General features: G+C 60.5%; 16 protein-coding genes and 1 riboswitch. Of the genes, 6 read left to right on the plus strand and 10 right to left on the minus strand.

Features of this window, described 5'->3' with window-relative positions; translation table 11 throughout:
- Positions 1-102 precede the first annotated feature (102 nt).
- The gene (thiC, locus tag AC0ZWN_RS24545; RefSeq protein ID WP_476336927.1) at positions 103-1,995 is read right to left on the minus strand and encodes a phosphomethylpyrimidine synthase ThiC; all 1,893 of its coding nucleotides are present in this window, start codon (positions 1,993-1,995) and stop codon (positions 103-105) included.
- 146 nt (positions 1,996-2,141) lie between these two features.
- A riboswitch (TPP riboswitch) is annotated at positions 2,142-2,247 on the minus strand.
- A gap of 206 nt (positions 2,248-2,453) precedes the next feature.
- Between thiC and AC0ZWN_RS24550 the strand changes: the two genes are divergently transcribed.
- Entirely contained in the window at positions 2,454-3,887 is a 1,434-nt protein-coding gene (locus AC0ZWN_RS24550) for a TolC family outer membrane protein (protein WP_093430148.1), read from the plus strand.
- Positions 3,888-3,978: 91 nt separating this feature from the next.
- Here the strand turns inward: AC0ZWN_RS24550 and waaA are convergent, their stop codons facing one another.
- Both waaA and AC0ZWN_RS24560 read right to left on the minus strand, forming a co-directional pair.
- Positions 3,979-5,253 carry a lipid IV(A) 3-deoxy-D-manno-octulosonic acid transferase gene (waaA, locus tag AC0ZWN_RS24555; RefSeq protein WP_476336928.1) on the minus strand — a complete coding sequence of 425 codons (1,275 nt, stop codon included), beginning with the start codon at positions 5,251-5,253 and terminating at the stop codon, positions 3,979-3,981.
- Positions 5,254-5,264: 11 nt separating this feature from the next.
- Positions 5,265-6,161, minus strand: a complete 897-nt coding sequence (locus tag AC0ZWN_RS24560) for a LysR family transcriptional regulator (RefSeq protein ID WP_476336929.1) — start codon at positions 6,159-6,161, stop codon at positions 5,265-5,267.
- Positions 6,162-6,270: 109 nt separating this feature from the next.
- On the opposite strand from AC0ZWN_RS24560, the gene AC0ZWN_RS24565 reads away from it, so the two are divergent.
- The 4 genes from AC0ZWN_RS24565 to AC0ZWN_RS24580 all read left to right on the plus strand — a co-directional run bounded on the left by AC0ZWN_RS24565 (position 6,271) and on the right by AC0ZWN_RS24580 (position 9,783).
- Positions 6,271-6,603, plus strand: a complete 333-nt coding sequence (locus AC0ZWN_RS24565) for a DMT family transporter (RefSeq protein WP_476336931.1) — start codon at positions 6,271-6,273, stop codon at positions 6,601-6,603.
- A gap of 201 nt (positions 6,604-6,804) precedes the next feature.
- Positions 6,805-7,980: an NAD(P)/FAD-dependent oxidoreductase gene (locus AC0ZWN_RS24570; protein WP_476336932.1), complete on the plus strand. Its 1,176-nt coding sequence runs from the start codon at positions 6,805-6,807 to the stop codon at positions 7,978-7,980.
- Positions 7,977-8,789 (plus strand): aldo/keto reductase, encoded by an 813-nt coding sequence (locus AC0ZWN_RS24575; protein WP_476336933.1) that lies wholly within the window; start codon positions 7,977-7,979, stop codon positions 8,787-8,789. The genes AC0ZWN_RS24570 and AC0ZWN_RS24575 overlap by 4 nt, the downstream gene beginning before the upstream one ends.
- Before the next feature lie 31 nt (positions 8,790-8,820).
- On the plus strand, positions 8,821-9,783 hold the full coding sequence (locus AC0ZWN_RS24580; RefSeq protein WP_476336934.1) for a metal ABC transporter ATPase: 963 nt from the start codon (positions 8,821-8,823) through the stop codon (positions 9,781-9,783).
- Between the two features lie 4 nt (positions 9,784-9,787).
- On the opposite strand, the gene AC0ZWN_RS24585 is transcribed toward AC0ZWN_RS24580, so the two are convergent.
- The 7 genes from AC0ZWN_RS24585 to msbA form a co-directional block, all read right to left on the minus strand.
- Positions 9,788-10,588, minus strand: a complete 801-nt coding sequence (locus AC0ZWN_RS24585; RefSeq protein ID WP_093430142.1) for a hypothetical protein — start codon at positions 10,586-10,588, stop codon at positions 9,788-9,790.
- A 58-nt stretch (positions 10,589-10,646) separates the two neighbouring features.
- Positions 10,647-11,333: a hypothetical protein gene (locus AC0ZWN_RS24590; RefSeq protein ID WP_476336935.1), complete on the minus strand. Its 687-nt coding sequence runs from the start codon at positions 11,331-11,333 to the stop codon at positions 10,647-10,649.
- Positions 11,334-12,308 (minus strand): glycosyltransferase family protein, encoded by a 975-nt coding sequence (locus AC0ZWN_RS24595; RefSeq protein ID WP_476336936.1) that lies wholly within the window; start codon positions 12,306-12,308, stop codon positions 11,334-11,336.
- A gap of 130 nt (positions 12,309-12,438) precedes the next feature.
- Positions 12,439-13,860 (minus strand): bifunctional D-glycero-beta-D-manno-heptose-7-phosphate kinase/D-glycero-beta-D-manno-heptose 1-phosphate adenylyltransferase HldE, encoded by a 1,422-nt coding sequence (gene hldE, locus AC0ZWN_RS24600; protein ID WP_093430139.1) that lies wholly within the window; start codon positions 13,858-13,860, stop codon positions 12,439-12,441.
- A 64-nt stretch (positions 13,861-13,924) separates the two neighbouring features.
- Complete coding sequence (locus AC0ZWN_RS24605; protein ID WP_476336938.1) at positions 13,925-15,325, minus strand: PIG-L deacetylase family protein; 1,401 nt, start codon at positions 15,323-15,325, stop codon at positions 13,925-13,927.
- 4 nt (positions 15,326-15,329) lie between these two features.
- The gene (locus AC0ZWN_RS24610; RefSeq protein WP_476336940.1) at positions 15,330-16,226 is read right to left on the minus strand and encodes a GNAT family N-acetyltransferase; all 897 of its coding nucleotides are present in this window, start codon (positions 16,224-16,226) and stop codon (positions 15,330-15,332) included.
- On the minus strand, positions 16,220-18,046 hold the full coding sequence (gene msbA, locus AC0ZWN_RS24615; RefSeq protein WP_095047262.1) for a lipid A export permease/ATP-binding protein MsbA: 1,827 nt from the start codon (positions 18,044-18,046) through the stop codon (positions 16,220-16,222). The genes AC0ZWN_RS24610 and msbA overlap by 7 nt, the downstream gene beginning before the upstream one ends.
- Positions 18,047-18,171: 125 nt before the next feature.
- On the opposite strand from msbA, the gene AC0ZWN_RS24620 reads away from it, so the two are divergent.
- The gene (locus AC0ZWN_RS24620) at positions 18,172-18,825 is read left to right on the plus strand and encodes a toluene tolerance protein (RefSeq protein WP_186621213.1); all 654 of its coding nucleotides are present in this window, start codon (positions 18,172-18,174) and stop codon (positions 18,823-18,825) included.
- Positions 18,826-18,827 lie beyond the last annotated feature (2 nt).

An 18,827-nucleotide genomic window follows, 5' to 3' on the forward strand; every position in this document is an offset into this window, starting at 1 on the left:
TCGCATTCGCGAGCAAGCTCGCTCCCACACTTGAATGCATTCCAAAGTGGGAGCGAGCCTGCTCGCGAAGGGGCCCTTGCAGGCCCACCCTTTCAGGTCAGATCAAACCTTCTTGTACAGCTGACTGCCTTCCTTCTTGAACCGCTCGGCCTGTTCCGCCAGGCCTTTGGCGACGTCCACGTCGACCGCGTCGATCCGCTGGTTGGCCGCGTATTCGCGGACTTCCTGAGTGATCTTCATCGAGCAGAATTTCGGCCCGCACATCGAACAGAAGTGCGCGACCTTGGCCGAATCCTTCGGCAGGGTTTCATCGTGATACGAACGCGCGGTGTCCGGGTCCAGACCGAGGTTGAACTGGTCTTCCCAACGGAACTCAAAGCGCGCCTTGCTCAAGGCGTTGTCGCGAATCTGTGCACCCGGATGCCCTTTGGCCAAGTCCGCTGCGTGTGCGGCGATCTTGTAGGTGATGATCCCGGTCTTCACGTCATCCTTGTTCGGCAGGCCCAGGTGTTCCTTAGGCGTCACGTAGCAGAGCATGGCGCAACCGAACCAGCCAATCATTGCCGCACCGATACCCGAGGTGATGTGGTCATAGCCCGGCGCGATGTCGGTGGTCAGTGGGCCGAGGGTGTAGAACGGCGCCTCGTCGCAGCACTCCAGCTGCTTGTCCATGTTCTCTTTGATCAACTGCATCGGCACGTGGCCCGGGCCTTCGATCATGGTTTGCACGTCGTGCTTCCAGGCGATCTTGGTCAGTTCGCCGAGGGTTTCCAGTTCGCCGAATTGCGCGGCATCGTTGGCGTCGGCAATCGAACCCGGACGCAAGCCATCGCCCAGCGAGAAGCTGACGTCATAGGCTTTCATGATTTCGCAGATTTCTTCGAAATGCGTGTAGGCGAAGTTTTCCTTGTGATGCGCCAGGCACCACTTGGCCATGATCGAACCACCACGGGAAACGATACCGGTCACGCGTTTGGCGGTCAGCGGCACGTAGCGCAGCAACACGCCGGCGTGAATGGTGAAGTAGTCGACGCCCTGCTCGGCCTGCTCGATCAGCGTGTCGCGGAACAGCTCCCAGGTCAGGTCTTCAGCCGCGCCGCCAACTTTTTCCAGCGCCTGATAGATCGGCACCGTGCCGATCGGCACCGGCGAGTTGCGGATGATCCACTCGCGGGTTTCGTGAATGTGCTTGCCGGTGGACAAGTCCATGATGTTGTCCGCGCCCCAGCGAATGCCCCAGGTCAGTTTTGCCACTTCTTCTTCGATGGACGAACCCAGTGCGCTGTTGCCGATGTTGCCGTTGATCTTCACCAGGAAGTTACGGCCGATGATCATCGGTTCCAGTTCGGTGTGGTTGATGTTGGCCGGAATGATTGCGCGGCCACGGGCGATCTCTTCACGGACAAATTCCGGGGTGATGATTTTCGGCACGCTGGCGCCGAAGCTGTGCCCCGGGTGTTGCTGATCCAGCAGGCCGGCGTCGCGGGCCACCTCAAGCTTCATGTTTTCGCGGATGGCGACGAATTCCATCTCGGGCGTGATGATGCCCTGACGCGCGTAGTGCATCTGCGTGACATTGCCACCGGCCTTGGCGCGGCGCGGGTTGTTGACGTGGGCAAAACGCAGTTTGGTCAATTCCGGATCAGCGAGGCGCTCGCGACCGAAGTTGGAACTCAGGCCCGCCAGGCGCTCGGTGTCGCCACGGTCATCGATCCACGCCGAACGCACATCGGCCAGGCCTTTGCGCACGTCGATCACCACGTTCGGATCGGTGTAGGGGCCCGAGGTATCGTAAACGGTCACCGGCGCGTTGATTTCGCCGCCGAAATCGGTCGGCGTCACGTCGAGGGTGATTTCGCGCATCGGCACGCGGATGTCCGGGCGAGAGCCCTGAACGTAGACTTTTTGCGAACGGGTGAACGGTTTGACCGATTGTTCATCGACCTTGGCCGAGTCACTCAGGTTGATCGCGTTTTTTGATTTTGTAGTCGTCATCACGGGCTCTCCAGACAGCATCCAGGCAGTGGATTGTCGGAGCAGAACCTGAAAGGCACGGACGCACCAGGACCGGTGCTGTGCCTCGTCGTCGAGCGTTCGATTGTCGAACAATTTCCCGGACGAAGCACAAGAGGACTCGCCGGGTGACGAGAAATCTTGTTCCCTACGCAGGCGCTAACCTGATCAGGTTCAACGGGATCCGAAATTATTCGATCTCAGCCTCATAGCAAGGCACCCCGACAAGAACCCGGCCAGTCTAGACACAACCGGCAAAGAACGCCAACACCGCAGCAAACACCATGATGAATGGCATAAATACAGGGGCTTGGCTGATTGTTGTGAGGCAAATGCGCAACTACACTCGCTTTGCCCCGCCACGCCTTGACGCTGTGGGGCCTGCGCCTTACCTTTGGCGCCCGGATTACTTCCATAATATTAATGCTAGGGATCGCCTCATGCTGCGCAAACTCTCACTGGCTCTTGCCGTGTCTTGTGCGTCCAACGCAATGGCCTGGGCAGCAGAAGCGCCCTTGTCGACCAAAACCGATCTGGTCAGCGTCTATCAGGAGGCGGTCGACAACAACGCCGACCTCGCCGCCGCCCGCGCGCAGTACGGCGCACAGAAAGAAGTGGTGCCACAGGCCCGCGCCGGTCTGCTGCCGAACCTGTCAGGCGGCGCTGAGGTGGCCAATGTGCGGACGTCGATCGATCAGCCCTCGGCCACTGCCAACCGCAGCGCTCACTCCTACCAGGCGACTCTGGCCCAGCCGTTGTTCCGCGCCGATCGCTGGTTCCAGTACCAGGCGGCCAAGGACGTCAACGAGCAAGCAGCGCTGCAACTGTCGGCGACCGAACAGAACCTGATCCTGCAATCGGCCGAAAGCTATTTCAACGTGCTGCGCAGCCAGGACAACCTCGCGTCGACCAAGGCCGAAGAAGCGGCGTTCAAGCGCCAGCTCGACCAATCCAACGAACGCTTCGATGTCGGCCTGTCGGATAAGACCGACGTGCTGCAATCGCAAGCCAGCTACGACACCGCACGGGCCAACCGCATCGTTGCCCAGCGTCAGGTCGATGATGCCTTCGAAGCGCTGATCACCCTGACCAACCGCCAGTACAACTCGATTCAGGGCATCGTCCACACGTTGCCGATCCTGCCGCCGGCGCCGAACGACGCCAAGGCGTGGGTCGATACTGCGGCGAAACAGAACCTCAATCTGCTGGCGAGCAACTTCGCCGTCAGCTCCGCCGAGCAGACCCTCAAGCAGCGCAAGGCCGGCCACTTGCCGACCCTCGATGCCGTGGCCAAATACGAAAAGGGTGACAACGACGCCCTCGGCTTTTCCAACCCGAACGCTTTCGGTGTGCCGTATCGCGACAACGTCGAACAGAGCACGGTCGGCCTGCAATTGAACATCCCGATCTACAGCGGCGGACTGACCAGCTCGCAAGTGCGCCAGTCGTATGAGCAACTGAATCAGAGCGAACAACAGCGCGAATCCCTGCGCCGGCAAATCGTCGAGAACACCCGCAACCTGCATCGCGCGGTGAACACCGACGTCGAGCAAGTGCAGGCGCGTCGCCAGTCGATCATCTCCAACCAGAGCGCGGTGGAAGCCACGGAAATCGGTTATCAGGTCGGTACGCGCAACATCGTCGACGTGCTCGATGCGCAGCGCCAGCTGTACACCTCGGTGCGCAACTACAACAACACGCGTTATGACTACATCCTCGACAACCTGCGCTTGAAGCAGGCGGCGGGAACGTTGAATCCTGGGGATCTGGAAGATCTACGGCGTTATCTGAAAGCCGACTACAACCCGGACAAGGATTTCCTCCCGCCGGATCTGGCCAAAGCGGCCGAGGCGCAGCTCAAGGCCCGGCCTTAAGCCTTAAAAACAAAAGATCGCAGCCTTCGGCAGCTCCTACAGGAAACGTATTCCAATGTAGGAGCAGCCGAAGGCTGCGATCTTTTTTGCTTTACTTGATCAGTCGGCCCAAACCATCCAGCAAACGCTGCAACGCGCCCTGATTTCGGCGCATCACCGCCAGCCCGGCGTCGGCCATACGCTGCGCATCGCGCGGCAACTCAAACAGGCGCTGCACTTCCACCGCCAGTCCTTCGGCATCATCGACCTCGGCCAACGCTCCGGCTTCGCGCAATTGCGCGGCGATGTCGAGGAAGTTGAACAGGTGCGGGCCGCTGATCACCGGTTTGGCCAAGGCTGCCGGCTCCAGCAGATTGTGCCCACCATTGGCCACCAGGCTGCCGCCGACAAACGCGCTGTCCGCCAAGGCATAAAGAAACAGCAACTCGCCCATGGTGTCGCCGAGCAGCACCGACGTCTGCGCATCGACATTGGCCCCAGTCGAACGCCGAACCGTGGCGAAGCCTTCGCGCTGGCACAGTTCGAACACCGAGTTGAAACGTTCCGGGTGACGCGGCACCAGAATCAGCAACGCATCCGGGTGATTGGTCAGCAAGCGCCGATGGGCGTCGAGGATCACTTCGTCCTCGCCTTCATGGGTGCTGGCGGCAATCCACACCGGACGCTCCAGCGCCTGCCATTGGCCACGCAAGTCAGCTGCCCGTTGCAGCAGTTGCGGATCGATGGTCAGGTCGAACTTGATCGAGCCGGTGACCTCAACGGTTTCCGGGCGCGCACCGAGATCGCGGAAGCGCTGGGCTTCGGCTTCGGTCTGCACGGCGAACAAACTCATTTCGGCGAGCATCGGCGCGGTCAGTTTGCCGAAGCGGCCATAGCCTTTGGCGGAACGCTCGGACAAGCGTCCATTGGCCAATGCCACGGCAATTCCGCGCTTGGCGCACTGATGAATGTGATTGGGCCACAGCTCGGTTTCCATGATCACTGCGAGCTTGGGCTGAATGCGATCAAGAAAACGCGCCGCCGCACACGGCAAGTCGTACGGCAGATAACAATGCTGGATGCGCGCCTCGTTAGCGAACAGCGCCTGAATCCGCTCCGAACCGGTCGGGGTCATGCAGGTCACGGTGATCGGCAGTTGTGGATAACGTTGCAGCAAAGCGCGAATCATCGGCGCGGCGGCAATGCTTTCGCCCACCGACACTGCGTGCACCCAGATGCCGCCGGGTTGCAGCGTCGGCATGCCGTAGGAGAAACGTTCGCCAATCCGCCTGGCATACGCCGGTGCCTTGCGCGCACGCAGCCATAGCCGAATCGCCACCAATGGCAGCCCCAGGTAAAACAGCGCGGTGTAGAGAGTTCTATTCATGGCGGCGGAGTTTATCGACTTTTGTCGCCGATCGCCCGCAAGTGCACGGCAAAACGTTCGGCCAGCCAGCGCGCGGCCGGGCCGAGCGGTTCGTCGCGGCGCCAGACCAGTTCCACCACCAGTGCCGGCGGGGTCCATTCGCTGTCGAGTTCGACCATCAAGCCCTGATACGCGGAGTATTGCACCACATGCCGGGGCAACCAGGCCCAGCCGAGGTCGCGCACCAGCCATTCGGACATCACGTAAAAACTGTCGGCGCGCCATACCTGCGGGCTGGCCGGCTCGTTGCCGGGATAGACACTGGTTTGCGTCGACATCAACAATTGCCGGTGCTGCGCCAGTTGCTGGCAGGTCACGTAAGACTGCTTCGCCAGCGGATGATTGATGCCGCAGACCGTGACCATTTCCACACTGCCCAGTACGCGGCGTTCCAGTGCTTCGGGGATTTCATCGTGATAGAACAGCAGACCGAGGTCGGCACGACGCTCAACCAGCTTGCGCGCGACTTCGCCTTGCGCGGCGCTGGTCAGTTGCACTTCAAGACTGGGAAACTGCTCGGCCAGTTCACCGAAACTTTCCACCAGCGCCTGATAGGGCATCGCCTCATCCTGAGCCACGCGCAGTTGTGCTTCCTGGCCGCGCAGCATCGCCATCGCCCGGCCATTCAGGCGCTCGCATTGACGCAGGACTTCACGTGCCTCTTCCAACAGCGCTTCGCCCGCCTCGGTGAGCGTTGGCTGACGGCCGCTGCTACGCTCGAACAGGCTGACGCCCAAGTCAACTTCGAGCATGGCAATCGCGCTGCTGATCGCCGACTGCGCTTTACGCTGCTGGCGCGCCACGGCGGAAAACGAGCGGTGTTCGGCGACGTCGACAAACACCCGCAGTTGATCCAGATTCCACTGCATGCTGATTCGCCTACCCATCTCTATAACAGATAGGTAATGACTTTACCCCATCTGGCGAGTCACTAGAATGCCGCCTCAGCAAGCAACGTTTCACATTGAGGATTTGAACATGAACGCCTACGCCTACTTGGCTATTGCCATCTGCGCCGAAGTGATCGCCACCGTGTCGATGAAAGCGGTCAAAGGCTTCAGCACGCCACTGCCATTGGTGCTGGTCATCGTCGGCTACGCGATCGCGTTCTGGATGTTGACCCTGGTGGTGCGCACCGTTCCGGTTGGCGTGGCCTACGCGGTCTGGGCCGGCATGGGCATTGTGATGGTCAGCGTGGCGGCGCTGTTCGTCTACGGGCAAAAACTGGATATCCCGGCGATGCTCGGGATGGCGTTGATCGTGCTGGGCGTCGTCGTGATTCAGCTGTTCTCCAAGACTGCCGGCCATTAACTGCCAGACACAATCCCCTGTGGGAGCGAGCCTGCTCGCGAAAGCGGTGTATCAGTCAACACATATGTCGACTGGCATTCCCTCTTCGCGAGCAGGCTCGCTCCCACATTGGCCCCTATGTTCAACCTGTTGATCATCGACAAATCCGCCCCTTCCCGAGTCTGTATACTGCGCCCTCGTCTTGAACACTGAGGTCGCTGCATGCCATCCGTTATTTCCACCGACGTTCTGATTGTCGGCGCTGGTGTCGCCGGCCTCTGGCTGAACGCGCGCCTGCGCCGCCAGGGTTTTTCGACCGTGCTGGTGGAAAGCGCCAGCCTCGGCGGCGGGCAGAGTGTGAAGTCCCAAGGCATTATCCACGGCGGCGCCAAGTACGCGTTGCACGGCGCGCTGACTGGCGCCTCGGAAGCCATCGCCGACATGCCGCGTCGCTGGCGTGAGGCGCTGGCCGGCAGTGGCGAACTGGATCTGTCCGGCGTACGCCTGCTGTCCGAGGCCCATTACCTGTGGTCGCCAGGCACCCTCGCCGGCAACCTCACCAGTTTCTTCGCCAGTAAAGCCGTGCGTGGCCGGGTCGATCAGGTCAAGGGCGAGCAACTGCCGCCGGCCCTGCAAGACAAACGCTTCAAGGGCAAGGTCTATCGCCTCGCCGAATTGGTGGTTGACGTGCCGAGCCTGATCCAGCGCCTGGCCGATCTGGCCGGTGACGGCCTGCTCGCCGGGCAAACCATCGAGCCGCTGCTGGAAGCGGGCGTGCTGGTCGGCTTGAGAGTCGACGGCCGCGAAATCCGCGCGCAACGCATTGTCCTCAGTGCCGGTGCCGGCACGGCTCAACTGCTCGAAGCCCTCGGCTTGAGCCAGCCGGCCATGCAACGCCGCCCGCTGCACATGATCATCGCCAAAGGCCCAGGTCTGAAGCCGCTGTACGCCCACTGCCTGGGCGGCGGCACCAAACCGCGCATCACTGTGACCACACATCCGGCCGCTGACGGCCAGTGGGTCTGGTACATGGGCGGCGACATCGCCGAAAGCGAAGGTGTGAACCGCGAGCCGGCCGAGCAGATTGCCACCGCGCAGAAAGAGATCGCCCAGTTGTTGCCGTGGATCGACCTCAGCACTACACAATGGGCGACCCTGCGGGTTGACCGTGCCGAGCCACTGCAAACCGGGCTGACGCGCCCGGACAACGCCTTCCTTGCCGAGCAAGGCCGCTTGCTGGTCGGCTGGCCAACCAAACTGGCGCTGGCGCCGGACTTCGCTGACCGGGTCATCGCCGCCCTGGAGCGCGACGGCATCCAGCCACAAGCCACCGAACCATTGCCCGCAATGCCAAAACCACCGCTGGGCGTTCCTGCCTGGGAGCAATTGCTGCCATGACCATTTCCACCCTGCACGATCTGCATCGTCCCTTAGGCAGCACCGGCCTGACGGTTTCGCCGCTGGGCCTGGGCACAGTCAAACTCGGCCGCGACCAAGGGGTGAAATACCCCAACGGATTTCAGATCCCCGGCGATGATGAAGCGCGGATGCTGCTGCGTCAGGCGCGCGATCTGGGCATCAACCTGATCGACACCGCCCCGGCCTACGGTCGCAGCGAAGAACGCCTTGGCCCGTTGCTACGCGGTCAACGTCAAGACTGGGTGATCGTCAGCAAGGTCGGCGAAGAGTTTGCCGATGGCCTCTCGCATCACGATTTCAGCGCAGCACACACACGGATGTCGGTGGAGCGTAGCCTGCAACGTCTTGAAACCGATTTTATCGACCTGGTGCTGGTGCATTCCGACGGCAACGACATGGCGATCCTCGAGCACGAAGAGGTCTACGCGACACTCGCCGCGCTCAAGGCCGAGGGCAAGATTCGCGGCTTCGGTTTTTCCGGCAAAACCGTCGAGGGCGGTTTGAAAGCGCTGGAGCAAGGCGACTGCGCGATGGTCACCTACAATCTGAACGAACAAAACGAGAAGGCTGTCATTGACTATGCTGCTGCCCACGGCAAAGCCATTCTGGTGAAAAAAGCCCTGGCCAGCGGTCACGTCTGTTTGAGTCCGGGCGTGGATCCGGTGCGCGCCAGCTTCGAATTGCTGTTCGCGCAACCTGGCGTGGCCAGTGCTATTGTCGGGACGATCAATCCGCTGCACCTCGCCCACAACGTTGCGACCGTTGCCCAGGTCCTACGTGGTCACTGACGCCGCTTCGCGGCCTTAAGCAGGAGCCGATATGCCGCGCACGCTCATCAGAAAGAACCCGAGCAACTTCAAGACCCTGCCGTTGTACGTCGAAGCCACCCCCGAAGGTCTGACCTACCAGAGCGTCGGCATGCCGCTGAACTTTGCGCAGACCTTGCAGCGGCGCAAACCGGTAATCGTGGCTGACACCGAGCGCTTCTCGCTGGAACTGGCCAACCTCGGGGTTTCCGTACGCCTGACCCTGCATTGGCAGAATCGCGATTACTGGGTGCTGGTGCGCCAGCGCCGTCAGGATCGTGGCGATGTCGTGCTCAAATTGATTTCCGGTTACGTGCCGGCGCATGAACTGAATATTCCGCTACACACGGCCATTCAGGAAATTGCCGAAGAGTGTTTGCTGGAAACACCGGAAGGCTGGCTCGGCGGACGTTTCAACGACACCTGGCTGCCGGCGCCCTACTCCGCTGCACTGCATTATCGCGAGGCCCTGCCGTTTCGCCTGACCCCGTTATCCGGCTCAGCGCGACCAATACGTAGCGCCAATCTGCAATTGCTCGAACGCCCACGGGCCTACGTGCATCTGCCGACCGCATCGCTGCAATTGATCTACGACTTGCGTCTGGATGTGCCCAAGGAAGCCAAGTCCCTGAGCCTGTTCCACGTCGACGAACGCCTGGAGGGTGATCAACTGGTGGCTCGACTCGACCGCAAACGGCCCGACCTGTACTTGATGCCACTCAAGGACGGCGCGCCACTGGCAGAGTTGTACACGCTCAAGCGCGACAAACTGGTACCGGCGAGCACCCGGGGTCTTTATCTGGCCGAGAGCTTTGCCACACAAACCGGCTGGGTTGTGCGCGAAGAGCGGATTCGCTGGAAGGACTGGTTGGTGCAGCAGGGCCTGCAACCGGCGAAGGCCCCGCGTCAGGGACTCAAGCAACTGAGTATCAAGGCGCTGCGACTGGTCGGTCTGGGCAAGAAAACCGGTAAATAACGGTTTAGCGGCGACGGTCCCACCAGGTGCGCAACCCGGCGAAGAAATGAAAGTAGCGGTTTTCGCGCTTGCCCATGCCACGCTTGGGCGAGAACGATTCCTCGGCAAATGCACCGGTAATGCGTACCCGCGATGCCTGCGTCGGCAGCGTGCAGATTTTGGCATCGACCTGCTGCAGGGCATATTTAAGCAAGCGTTCGGAATGCAGCTTTCGGCCTGTTGCCTTGCAGAAATCGAAAATACACTCGATGCGCTTGCCGTACGCGACATACGTGTCGCGCCCGCACACGGCAAAACGGTCGTTCAAACCGCCCCACCATTGCCAGTCAGGAATATAAGCGTTGTGCTTGCGAGCCTCGGGGTGAGCGAAGACATAGGCAGGCAATGCGCTGTGAAAGAAATTGTCCGGGCGCACGAACACAACGAAATCCGGATTGAACGGCTCGATCATGCTGGTCACGGTATGCAATGAGTTGAGCTGAAAGATCAAATTGCGCAATGACGCAAAGTCATCTGCCCAGGTATCGCCCTGTGCTTTGACCTGTTCGAAATCCCAGCGCTCCAGCACGCCCTCGGTCGAGGTGAGTGTGCCGGTCATCGATTCGAATGGCTGGTAGTTGTCCGCCTTCAGTTCGCCTTTCTCACCGGATCGCGAGTTCTGCACCTCATCAATCTTGTACAGATGGTAGAAGCACTTTACGTCGCTGCCTGCAGGCAACTGCGCCAGCACATTCTGCTCGATGGAGGGGAAACAGATCGGCGAATTTCTCGGGATCCCGAAAAAAGCCACGGCAATTTTCAACACTCAACAGCACCTTTTGAAAGTAGTTCGGGCCTGCTGGCAACCGGATAGACGATATCGCTTACTTTGGCCGAAACAGCTTTTGCCACCAGCGACGGGTTTGCAGCGGCACCACAATGATGTCCGACTTCTGCAGCCAGTCACGCTCATAGTCCCAGGCATGGCCGCCCCACAGTTTTCCTGCTTCGTTGGAAAAGCCCAGGGTCATGAGCTGATAGGTATAACCGGCATGAGCGCGCAACCAGTCAAACAGCACCAGCGTGTTGAAACCGGTGGAAGGCCCAACGTAGCGCTTGCCGCCCGGGCGGTCGACCGGGTAGTTCCACAGTGGCGGCAGTGGAATGCGATCCCAATACATGGCCACGCGTGGCAGTGGACACATCGGTGCGGCGCAGCCCACCAGCATGCTGAAACAACGTTCGCTCGCCTGTTCGAACATCTGCTGGACCGGCGGCGCGTAAGGCAGACCAAAAAAATACGCGTCCGGCGCGTTGTAGCCATGCACAAAGACATTGACGCTTCGCTTGTTGAGCAGCGCCGCTTTGATGCAGGTATTGAAGCTGACGACGACGTCATCGACGCCAATGTTCAACGCCTGAAAGTCCGCCGCGGTGATGGCCGGGTTGTTGGCAATCAGCACCACCCGAGGCGCACGGCTCAGACAGTCGAGAAGTTCTGTCGGTAACGCCCCCAGTACGGACTGATCACCACCGGGCAGCGCATCCAGCGCCATGTGTTCGTCCTTCATTCAGACCGGCACCTTCATCCCGTAACGCAGCCTCACCCAGAATCGCGTGAACGCCGAGGGCGGCTGCCATGGGCGCATCTCACGCTGGATTTCCGTAGCCAGTGCCTGACCGACACGGGCAAAGGAATAACGGCTTTGCGCGAACTCCTGGCCATTGCGGGCGATGCGCTCTGCCAGTTCCGGGTCGCTCTGCAGCAGCTGGATCTTTTCCACCGCTTCATCTGCGCTACGGTAGAACACGGTGTTGTGCATGTCTTCAAAGCCGAGCAGACGGTCTTCTTCGCCCTGACTCCAGGCCAGCAGCACACAACCGCAGGCCATGGCCTCATAGTTCTTGATCATGAACTCGTTCATGCCGATGTCGGCGCTGACGAAAATCCTGATGCGATTGAGCGTCTGCAGGTATTCCGCACCCGACTTGGTACGGGTCACCAGCATCCCGGTTCGCTGCGAGAGCGACTCGAGCATGGCTTTGCGCTCGGCATATTCGGTGCTTTTCAAGCTGCCAAGAAAACCGATGGGAATGTCCCGCTCGACGCCGGTGTTGTGCAGCATCTGCTCGTCATAACCTTTGGAGACAAACACCGTGTCGATGCCTTCAGCGAGCATCTTGCGCGCGACCACGGCACCGGACACCAGCGCCCGGCAACTCGGCAGGCGACGGTAGAGCCGTGAATACACGCCGCGGTATTTACTCGCTGGCATGTAGTTCTGGTAGGCGTCGTGTTCGAGGAAGACCAGCCCGGGGATGCATTTGAGCACCTGCAGTTGCGTGGCCAGGCGTTTGACCCGGGAGAAAATCACCACGCGATCGAAGGTCTGGTAATCGACCGAGGCCAGAAACGAGCCCAGATTCAACTGCTGTTTTTTGCTCAAACGATAGATGAAACACTCATCACAGTTCTGCTGCACGATGTCGTAGAGCCGGTCGAGAATGACCCGCTGCTCGTCCATCACCAGGAGCATGACTTTCATAGGTTAATTGACCACGCGACGTAGGCAGGCAAGCGCATCGGATTCAAAGCTGCCTACATCAACGGAAACGGTAAAATCCCCAAGGCAAAATCCGTTCACACGCAGTACACAACGGTAAAAATTCATCTGATCAACGACTGCGGATCTTCTCGACAATCGCAGTTGTCGAGCTGTTTTCCACCAGTCCCAGCACCTTTACGGTACCGCCATAAGCAGTGACGATATCAGCGCCGACTACCTGATCGATGCCGTAATCGCCGCCCTTGACCAGCACGTCCGGTTTGACCTCGCGCAGCAGGTTCTCCGGGGTGCCTTCAGGGAAACTGATCACCCAGTCCACAGCGCCGAGGCCCGCGAGAACCGCCATGCGTCGGTCAACACTGTTGATCGGGCGGCCCGGGCCTTTGAGACGGCTGACCGAAGCATCATCGTTAACCGCGACAATCAGCCGGTCGCCCTGTGCCCGTGCCTGCTCCAGGTAGGTCACATGGCCGGCATGGAGGATGTCGAAGCAGCCATTGGTGAAGACGATCTTCTCGTTGTGCGCACGGGCATCGGCCACGGCGAGCAGCAACTGCTCCAGACCCAGGACACCCCGTTCAGAACCCTCCTCGCGCTGAATGGCGCGACGCAGTTCCGGGGCGCTGATGGCGGCCGTACCGAGTTTGCCGACCACGATGCCGGCGGCCAGGTTGGCCAGTGCAACGGCGTGGGGCAGGTCTTCACCGGCGGCAATCGCTGCCGCCAGGGTGGAGATCACCGTGTCACCGGCACCGGTGACATCAAACACTTCACGGGCACGGGCCGGCAGGTGCAGCGCCGGCTGATCCGGACGCAACAGGGTCATGCCGTGTTCGCCGCGCGTTACCAGCAGCGCACCGAGTTCGAGGTCGTGCATCAGGGCGGCGCCCTTGCTCACCAGCTCATGCTCATCGACGCAACCGCCGACGATGGCTTCGAATTCGCTGAGATTGGGGGTGATCAGGCTGGCGCCGCGATAAATCGAGAAGTCCTTGCCCTTTGGATCGGCCAGCACCGGAATGTTCTTCGCGCGGGCGGCCTGGATCAGCGCCTGATGGTTTTTCAGGGCGCCTTTGCCGTAATCGGAGAGTACCAGCACCTTGATGCCTTCGAGCAGGTCGTCGACCTGCGAACCAAGGGCCAGAGCGTCGGTGGCGAACGGTTCTTCAAAGTCGATACGCAGCAGTTGCTGGTGCCGGCTCATGACCCGCAGCTTGACGATGGTTGGCTGGTGAGCGATGCGCTGGAACAGGGCACGTACGCCCGCGCCTTTGAGACTGTTGCTCAGGCTGTCGGCGGCTTCGTCATCGCCGGTCACACCAACCAGCGACGCCGGCGCACCCAGCGCGGCAATGTTCAAGGCAACGTTCGCGGCACCGCCCGGACGGTCTTCGATCTGCTCGACCTTAACGACCGGCACCGGCGCCTCAGGGGAAATCCGTGAGGTTCCGCCATGCCAGTAACGGTCGAGCATGACATCGCCGACTACCAAGACCGGGGCTTGATCGAAACGCGGCATGGACAACTTCATGGAGCAACCCACATACAAAATGAACAGGGGCGCGATATTAACACAGGGTAAAGCGCCGTCCGCCTCAATCTGAAAGGTCGCGCACCCAGAACAACTCGTGACGCCGGACCGCCTTGCGGAAAAACTCGTTACTGCCCGTTTCAGGCCAGCGACGGCCGGCCAGAGCCTGCTGGATCCTGCGGCGCAATTGCCGTTTGAACGCCTGTCCGCCCTGCAGATCGTGCTCCATGGCCAGCGCCATGGCTTTGTCCAGTTGCACGTCCGCCGACAGCAGCGGACTCCACAGGCGATCAGCCGGTAGCGGCTCGATGGCGGGAGGCAGCGGAACACCCGCACCGGCAGGCCCCATCGGCCAGCGATCATTGTCGTGCAGGTGATTGGCGTACAGCAGCAGGGTCGCCGGTTTCCAGCTACTGCGTTCGATAGCCTCAAGCAACGCTTGGGTCGACGCTACATGATCACTGTGGGGATCGAGTTCAGGATGCGGTGTAACGACCACTTCCGGGCGATAGTGCTCAAGCAGGGCCGTCAGATCACCCAGCAGGTTTTGCCAGGTCGGCTGCCCGTCAACGTCGGCGGGCAGGGTCAACGGGTTATGCTGGCGCACACTGCGAATATCGTTTTCCTGCGATTCCCGGGAGCCGAACGCCTGGGTGGGCGCTTCGACCATCGACGGCAGTTGCAGGCAGTAATAGCCCAATTGCACACAACGCTCGGCAGGCACGCCCCCCCACAGCGGAATCACCAGGCTGTCCCAACTGCGCAAGCGGCCCTTCAATCGAGCGGCTGCGGCTTGATCAAGGCCCAGCCGCTGAAAGTCTTCAGCCTCGATCTCACCCTGGGTCAGGGTGACGATGCTGACGTCTTCGCATCGACTGTACAGACCGAAGGCGGCGAGCTCTGCATCATCGGCATGGGGCGCGATGACCATGACCCGCTGGCGGCTGTAGTCCGGATTGGCCATGACCCACAACACGCCCGTCGCAGCAGGTACGCAATATCGGCCACGCAGCGTCAGAGTCCCTTGCACCAGCGCATCGACCTGCCCCGACAGATTGAGGAAACGCCGCCCTCTGACGCCCCGCTCCAGATCCTGACGATCATCGCCCACCTCAACATAGGGATCGAGCCAGCGCCCCAGCCAGGTGGACTTCACTTCGAGTTCGAGTGCCAATGTCTCGCCCTGCGCCAGCGGTTCGCTCAGGCCTACCACGCCGCCCTCAAGACTCACGGCCTGCCGCGCGGTTTGCGGCGGAAAGTCGTATTGATAGTCGTCGGTAGGCCGGTAGAACAAATGGTCGGCAAACCAGGCCTCGTGAGCAACCCAGGCCAGCACCAGCAACAACGGCACCAGCCACCACGCGATCAGCACGCCGATCAGCAACAGCGCCAGCACAAAGGCGATCAGGAACAGACGCTTGTTGCGCCGATGGGCCTTGAGAAGCTGTTGCTTGCGAGCGCTCATGAATTCAGACCTTGTAGACCGGCACCGTGTGGCACCAGCGATCCTTGTACTCTCGGTCGGCACGACCGAATGAGTAACGCAGAGGTTTGCCCAGCGCTTGCGCGTGCGCCCAGGCCTCTTGGGTATTGACGAAACTCAGCACACTGCCGGGGCTGAACTCGCGGCTCTGCGGGTCGACACCACCGTTGACGTATTCCAGCGAAACCCATTGCGGGGCCTCGACGCGATAGAGCACCTGAATGGCGACGGGCGCCGATTCGAGCATCACCACCGAACCGGTCATGAACTCGCGCAGCAAGGTAAAGACCTCAACCAGCCCGGCCTTGCCCGGCACCTCGAAGCCCCAGCGACGCTTGAATAAATCGCCGTAAGCGGCAGCCTGTTCCTGCGTCGTAAAGTCGGACATCGGCACCAGCGATCCGCCCGCCTCTTCCAGCAGGCGCTGTTCGCGACGCTGGTTGTAGCGGAACTTCTTCGAATATTCTTCCGGCAACCGGGCCAGCGCCAGGCCCTCAGGCTGTGGCTTCAGCGTGCTGATCTGCCCGGCATTGAGCTGGGACACATAAGCCACGCGCTGGCGCACCGGCACGATGACGTCTGGCGCGATCGGCAGAATGATTTCCGCATTGCCCATGTCCAGCAAGCCACGCTTGCCGTCGCGCTTGAGCACTTCCTTGGACAAGGCAACATGCCGCCCCCAGCAAGGGATGGCGGCCAGCACATCTCCGCCAACGACCCAGCCCAGGTAGCGCAACTCGATGCCAAGGAACGTTGACAAGCGCTCGACGACTTCGGGGTGTGTAGCAAAACTGCCGCCGAAACGTTGCCAGGCACGGGCGTAGCTGTCCCGGTCGATTTCGGTCCAGCCACGCTCGCGAAAGCTGCGAAACATCGTCAGCATACGTCGGTCGCGTGTGCCGGCTGAGGCTCGTCACCCTCTTCAAACTCTTTGGCGTGCAGACGGGCGTAATAGCCGTTCTGCTCGAGCAATTGTGCGTGAGAGCCGCGCTCGACGATGCGACCTTCGTCCATGACCAGAATCAGGTCGGCTTTCTCGATGGTGCTCAAACGGTGGGCGATCACCAGGGTCGTGCGGTTTTTCACCACATGATCCAGGGCAGCCTGGATATGCCGCTCCGACTCGGTATCGAGCGCGGAAGTGGCCTCGTCGAGAATCAGCAGCGGTGCATCCTTGAGCAACGCCCGGGCAATAGCGATGCGCTGACGCTGGCCGCCGGACAGCAGCACACCGTTTTCGCCGACCATGGTTTCGTAGCCTTGCGGCATCTTGATGATGAACTCATCGGCATAGGCTTCGGTGGCCGCGCGCTTGACCTCATCGAACGGCGCACCGGCCAGATCACCGTAGGCGATGTTGTTGGTCACCGTATCGTTGAATAGCGTGACCTGTTGGGTCACCAGAGCAATCTGCCGACGCAGGCTGCGCAAGGTGAAGTCCTGCACCTGCACGCCATCGAGCAAGATCTGGCCCTGCGCATCATCATGCTGATAAAAGCGCGGAATCAGGCTGGCCAGGGTCGATTTGCCACTGCCCGAGCGGCCGACCAAGGCAACCATTTGCCCCGGTTCGACGACGAAACTGATGTCATTGAGCACCGCTTTGTCGGTGTCAGGATAGTGGAAGCTCAGATTGCGCACTTCCAGACGGCCTTCGAGACGATCTTGCTCGACCGTGCCCTGATCCACTTCCGCCGGCTCATCCAGTTGCTCGAAAATACTTTCGGCACCGGCGACACCCTTCTGAATCGTCGAGCTGACCTCCGACAACTGACGGATCGGCTTGGGCAACAAGCCAGCCATGGTGATGTAGGCCACCAGATCACCCGGCGATGCATCGCCGCGAAGGTACAGGACGAGGAACATGACCACCGCCATGGCGCTGTAAGTCACCAGCTGCAGCATCGGCGTGTAAACGGCGCCGGTCTTGGTCATCGTCAACTGCTTGTCGGTGTTGCTCTGGCTGGCATCGCGAAAGCGATCCTTTTCGTACTGCTCGCCGCCAAAACTGCGCACGACGCGATAGCCATGAATGGTCTCGGACGCGACGTGCGTGACGTTGCCCATCGAGACCTGGATCTTCTTGCTTTGCTTGCGGAATTTTTTGCTGGTGCTGTTCACCATCAAACCGATCAACGGCAGGATGGCGACCATCACCAGCGTGAGCTTCCAGTTCATCCACAACAGTGTGCAGAACAGGAAAATCACGGTCATGCCTTCACGGATGACGACTTTGATTGCATCCGTTGCCGCGCCGGTGACCATGGTCACGTTGAAGGTGATCCGGGAAATCAGGTGGCCGGAATTGTTCTTGTCGAAGAAGCGATTGGGCAACTCCAGCAATTTATTGAACAACACCACCCGCAGGTCATGCACCAGGCCCAGAGAAACCCGCGCCAGGAAGAAGTTGCCCAGGTAAGAACCCACGCCCTGCCACAACGCGATGAAGACGATCATCAGTGGCACGGTTTCGAGCAACTGCAGCTTGCCCAGATAAGGGTTGCCCGGGAACAGACTGGCTTCAGGATTGGCCAGACCGTCGACAAAGTACTTGAGGATGTAAGCGAGCATCGGCTGAGTCGATGCGAAAATCAGAAACCCGACGATGCTGAGAAGGAAAAGGCCGGCATAAGGCCGCACGTAAGCCAAAAGGCGGAAATAGATCGCCAGCGTGGACTGGGCTTTCGGTTCAGGACTGCTCATGGTGATCCGCGCAATTCAGTGAGGCGCCGATGATATCACACGCGTTTTTGCCCCGATAAACATGACTGCAAGCCAGCTTTCGACCAAGTCGGTTAAGATACCCCGCTAATGATGGGGAGCCGGATATGCAATCGATTGATCACAGCACTTACGAGGCACTGCGCGAGGGTGCACACGTATTGGAAGCCGACGGTTCCGGCGACAAGGTGCTCAGATTGGCCGATGGACGCATGCTCAAGCTGTTCCGCCGCAAGCGGCTGCTCAGTTCGGCGCTGTTCTACCCCTATGCACAACGCTTTGCCGACAATACCCGGGCCCTCGAACAACGCGGCATCCTCTGCCCCAAAGTCATCGCGGTCTACCGCATCCCGAGCATCGAACGTGACTGCGTGTATTACAGCCCGCTGGAAGGCAATACAGTGCGTCAGCTACAAGGCACTGACGAAGAGGCTGACACACTGAGATTCCAGCTGGGCGGGTACTTCGCCCTGCTGCACGAAAAAGGTGTGTACTTTCGATCACTGCACTTTGGCAACGTCGTGCAGACCCCCGACAAGCGTTTGGGCCTGATCGATATTGCCGACCTGCGCTGCCAGAAGCACGCGCTCAGTGACAGTAAACGCCTGCGTAACTTCGCGCATTTGCTGCGCTACAAGGAAGACCGCCAATGGCTGCTCGGCCAGGACGCCGGCGACACGTTTATCGAGGGCTATCGGCAGGCACTGCCGAGCAACCGGCAAGCGCCGCTGATCTCGCGCCTGCGTCCGCTGCTCGGTTAAGC

Source organism: Pseudomonas sp. 3B-A001-10F (assembly GCF_056313565.1).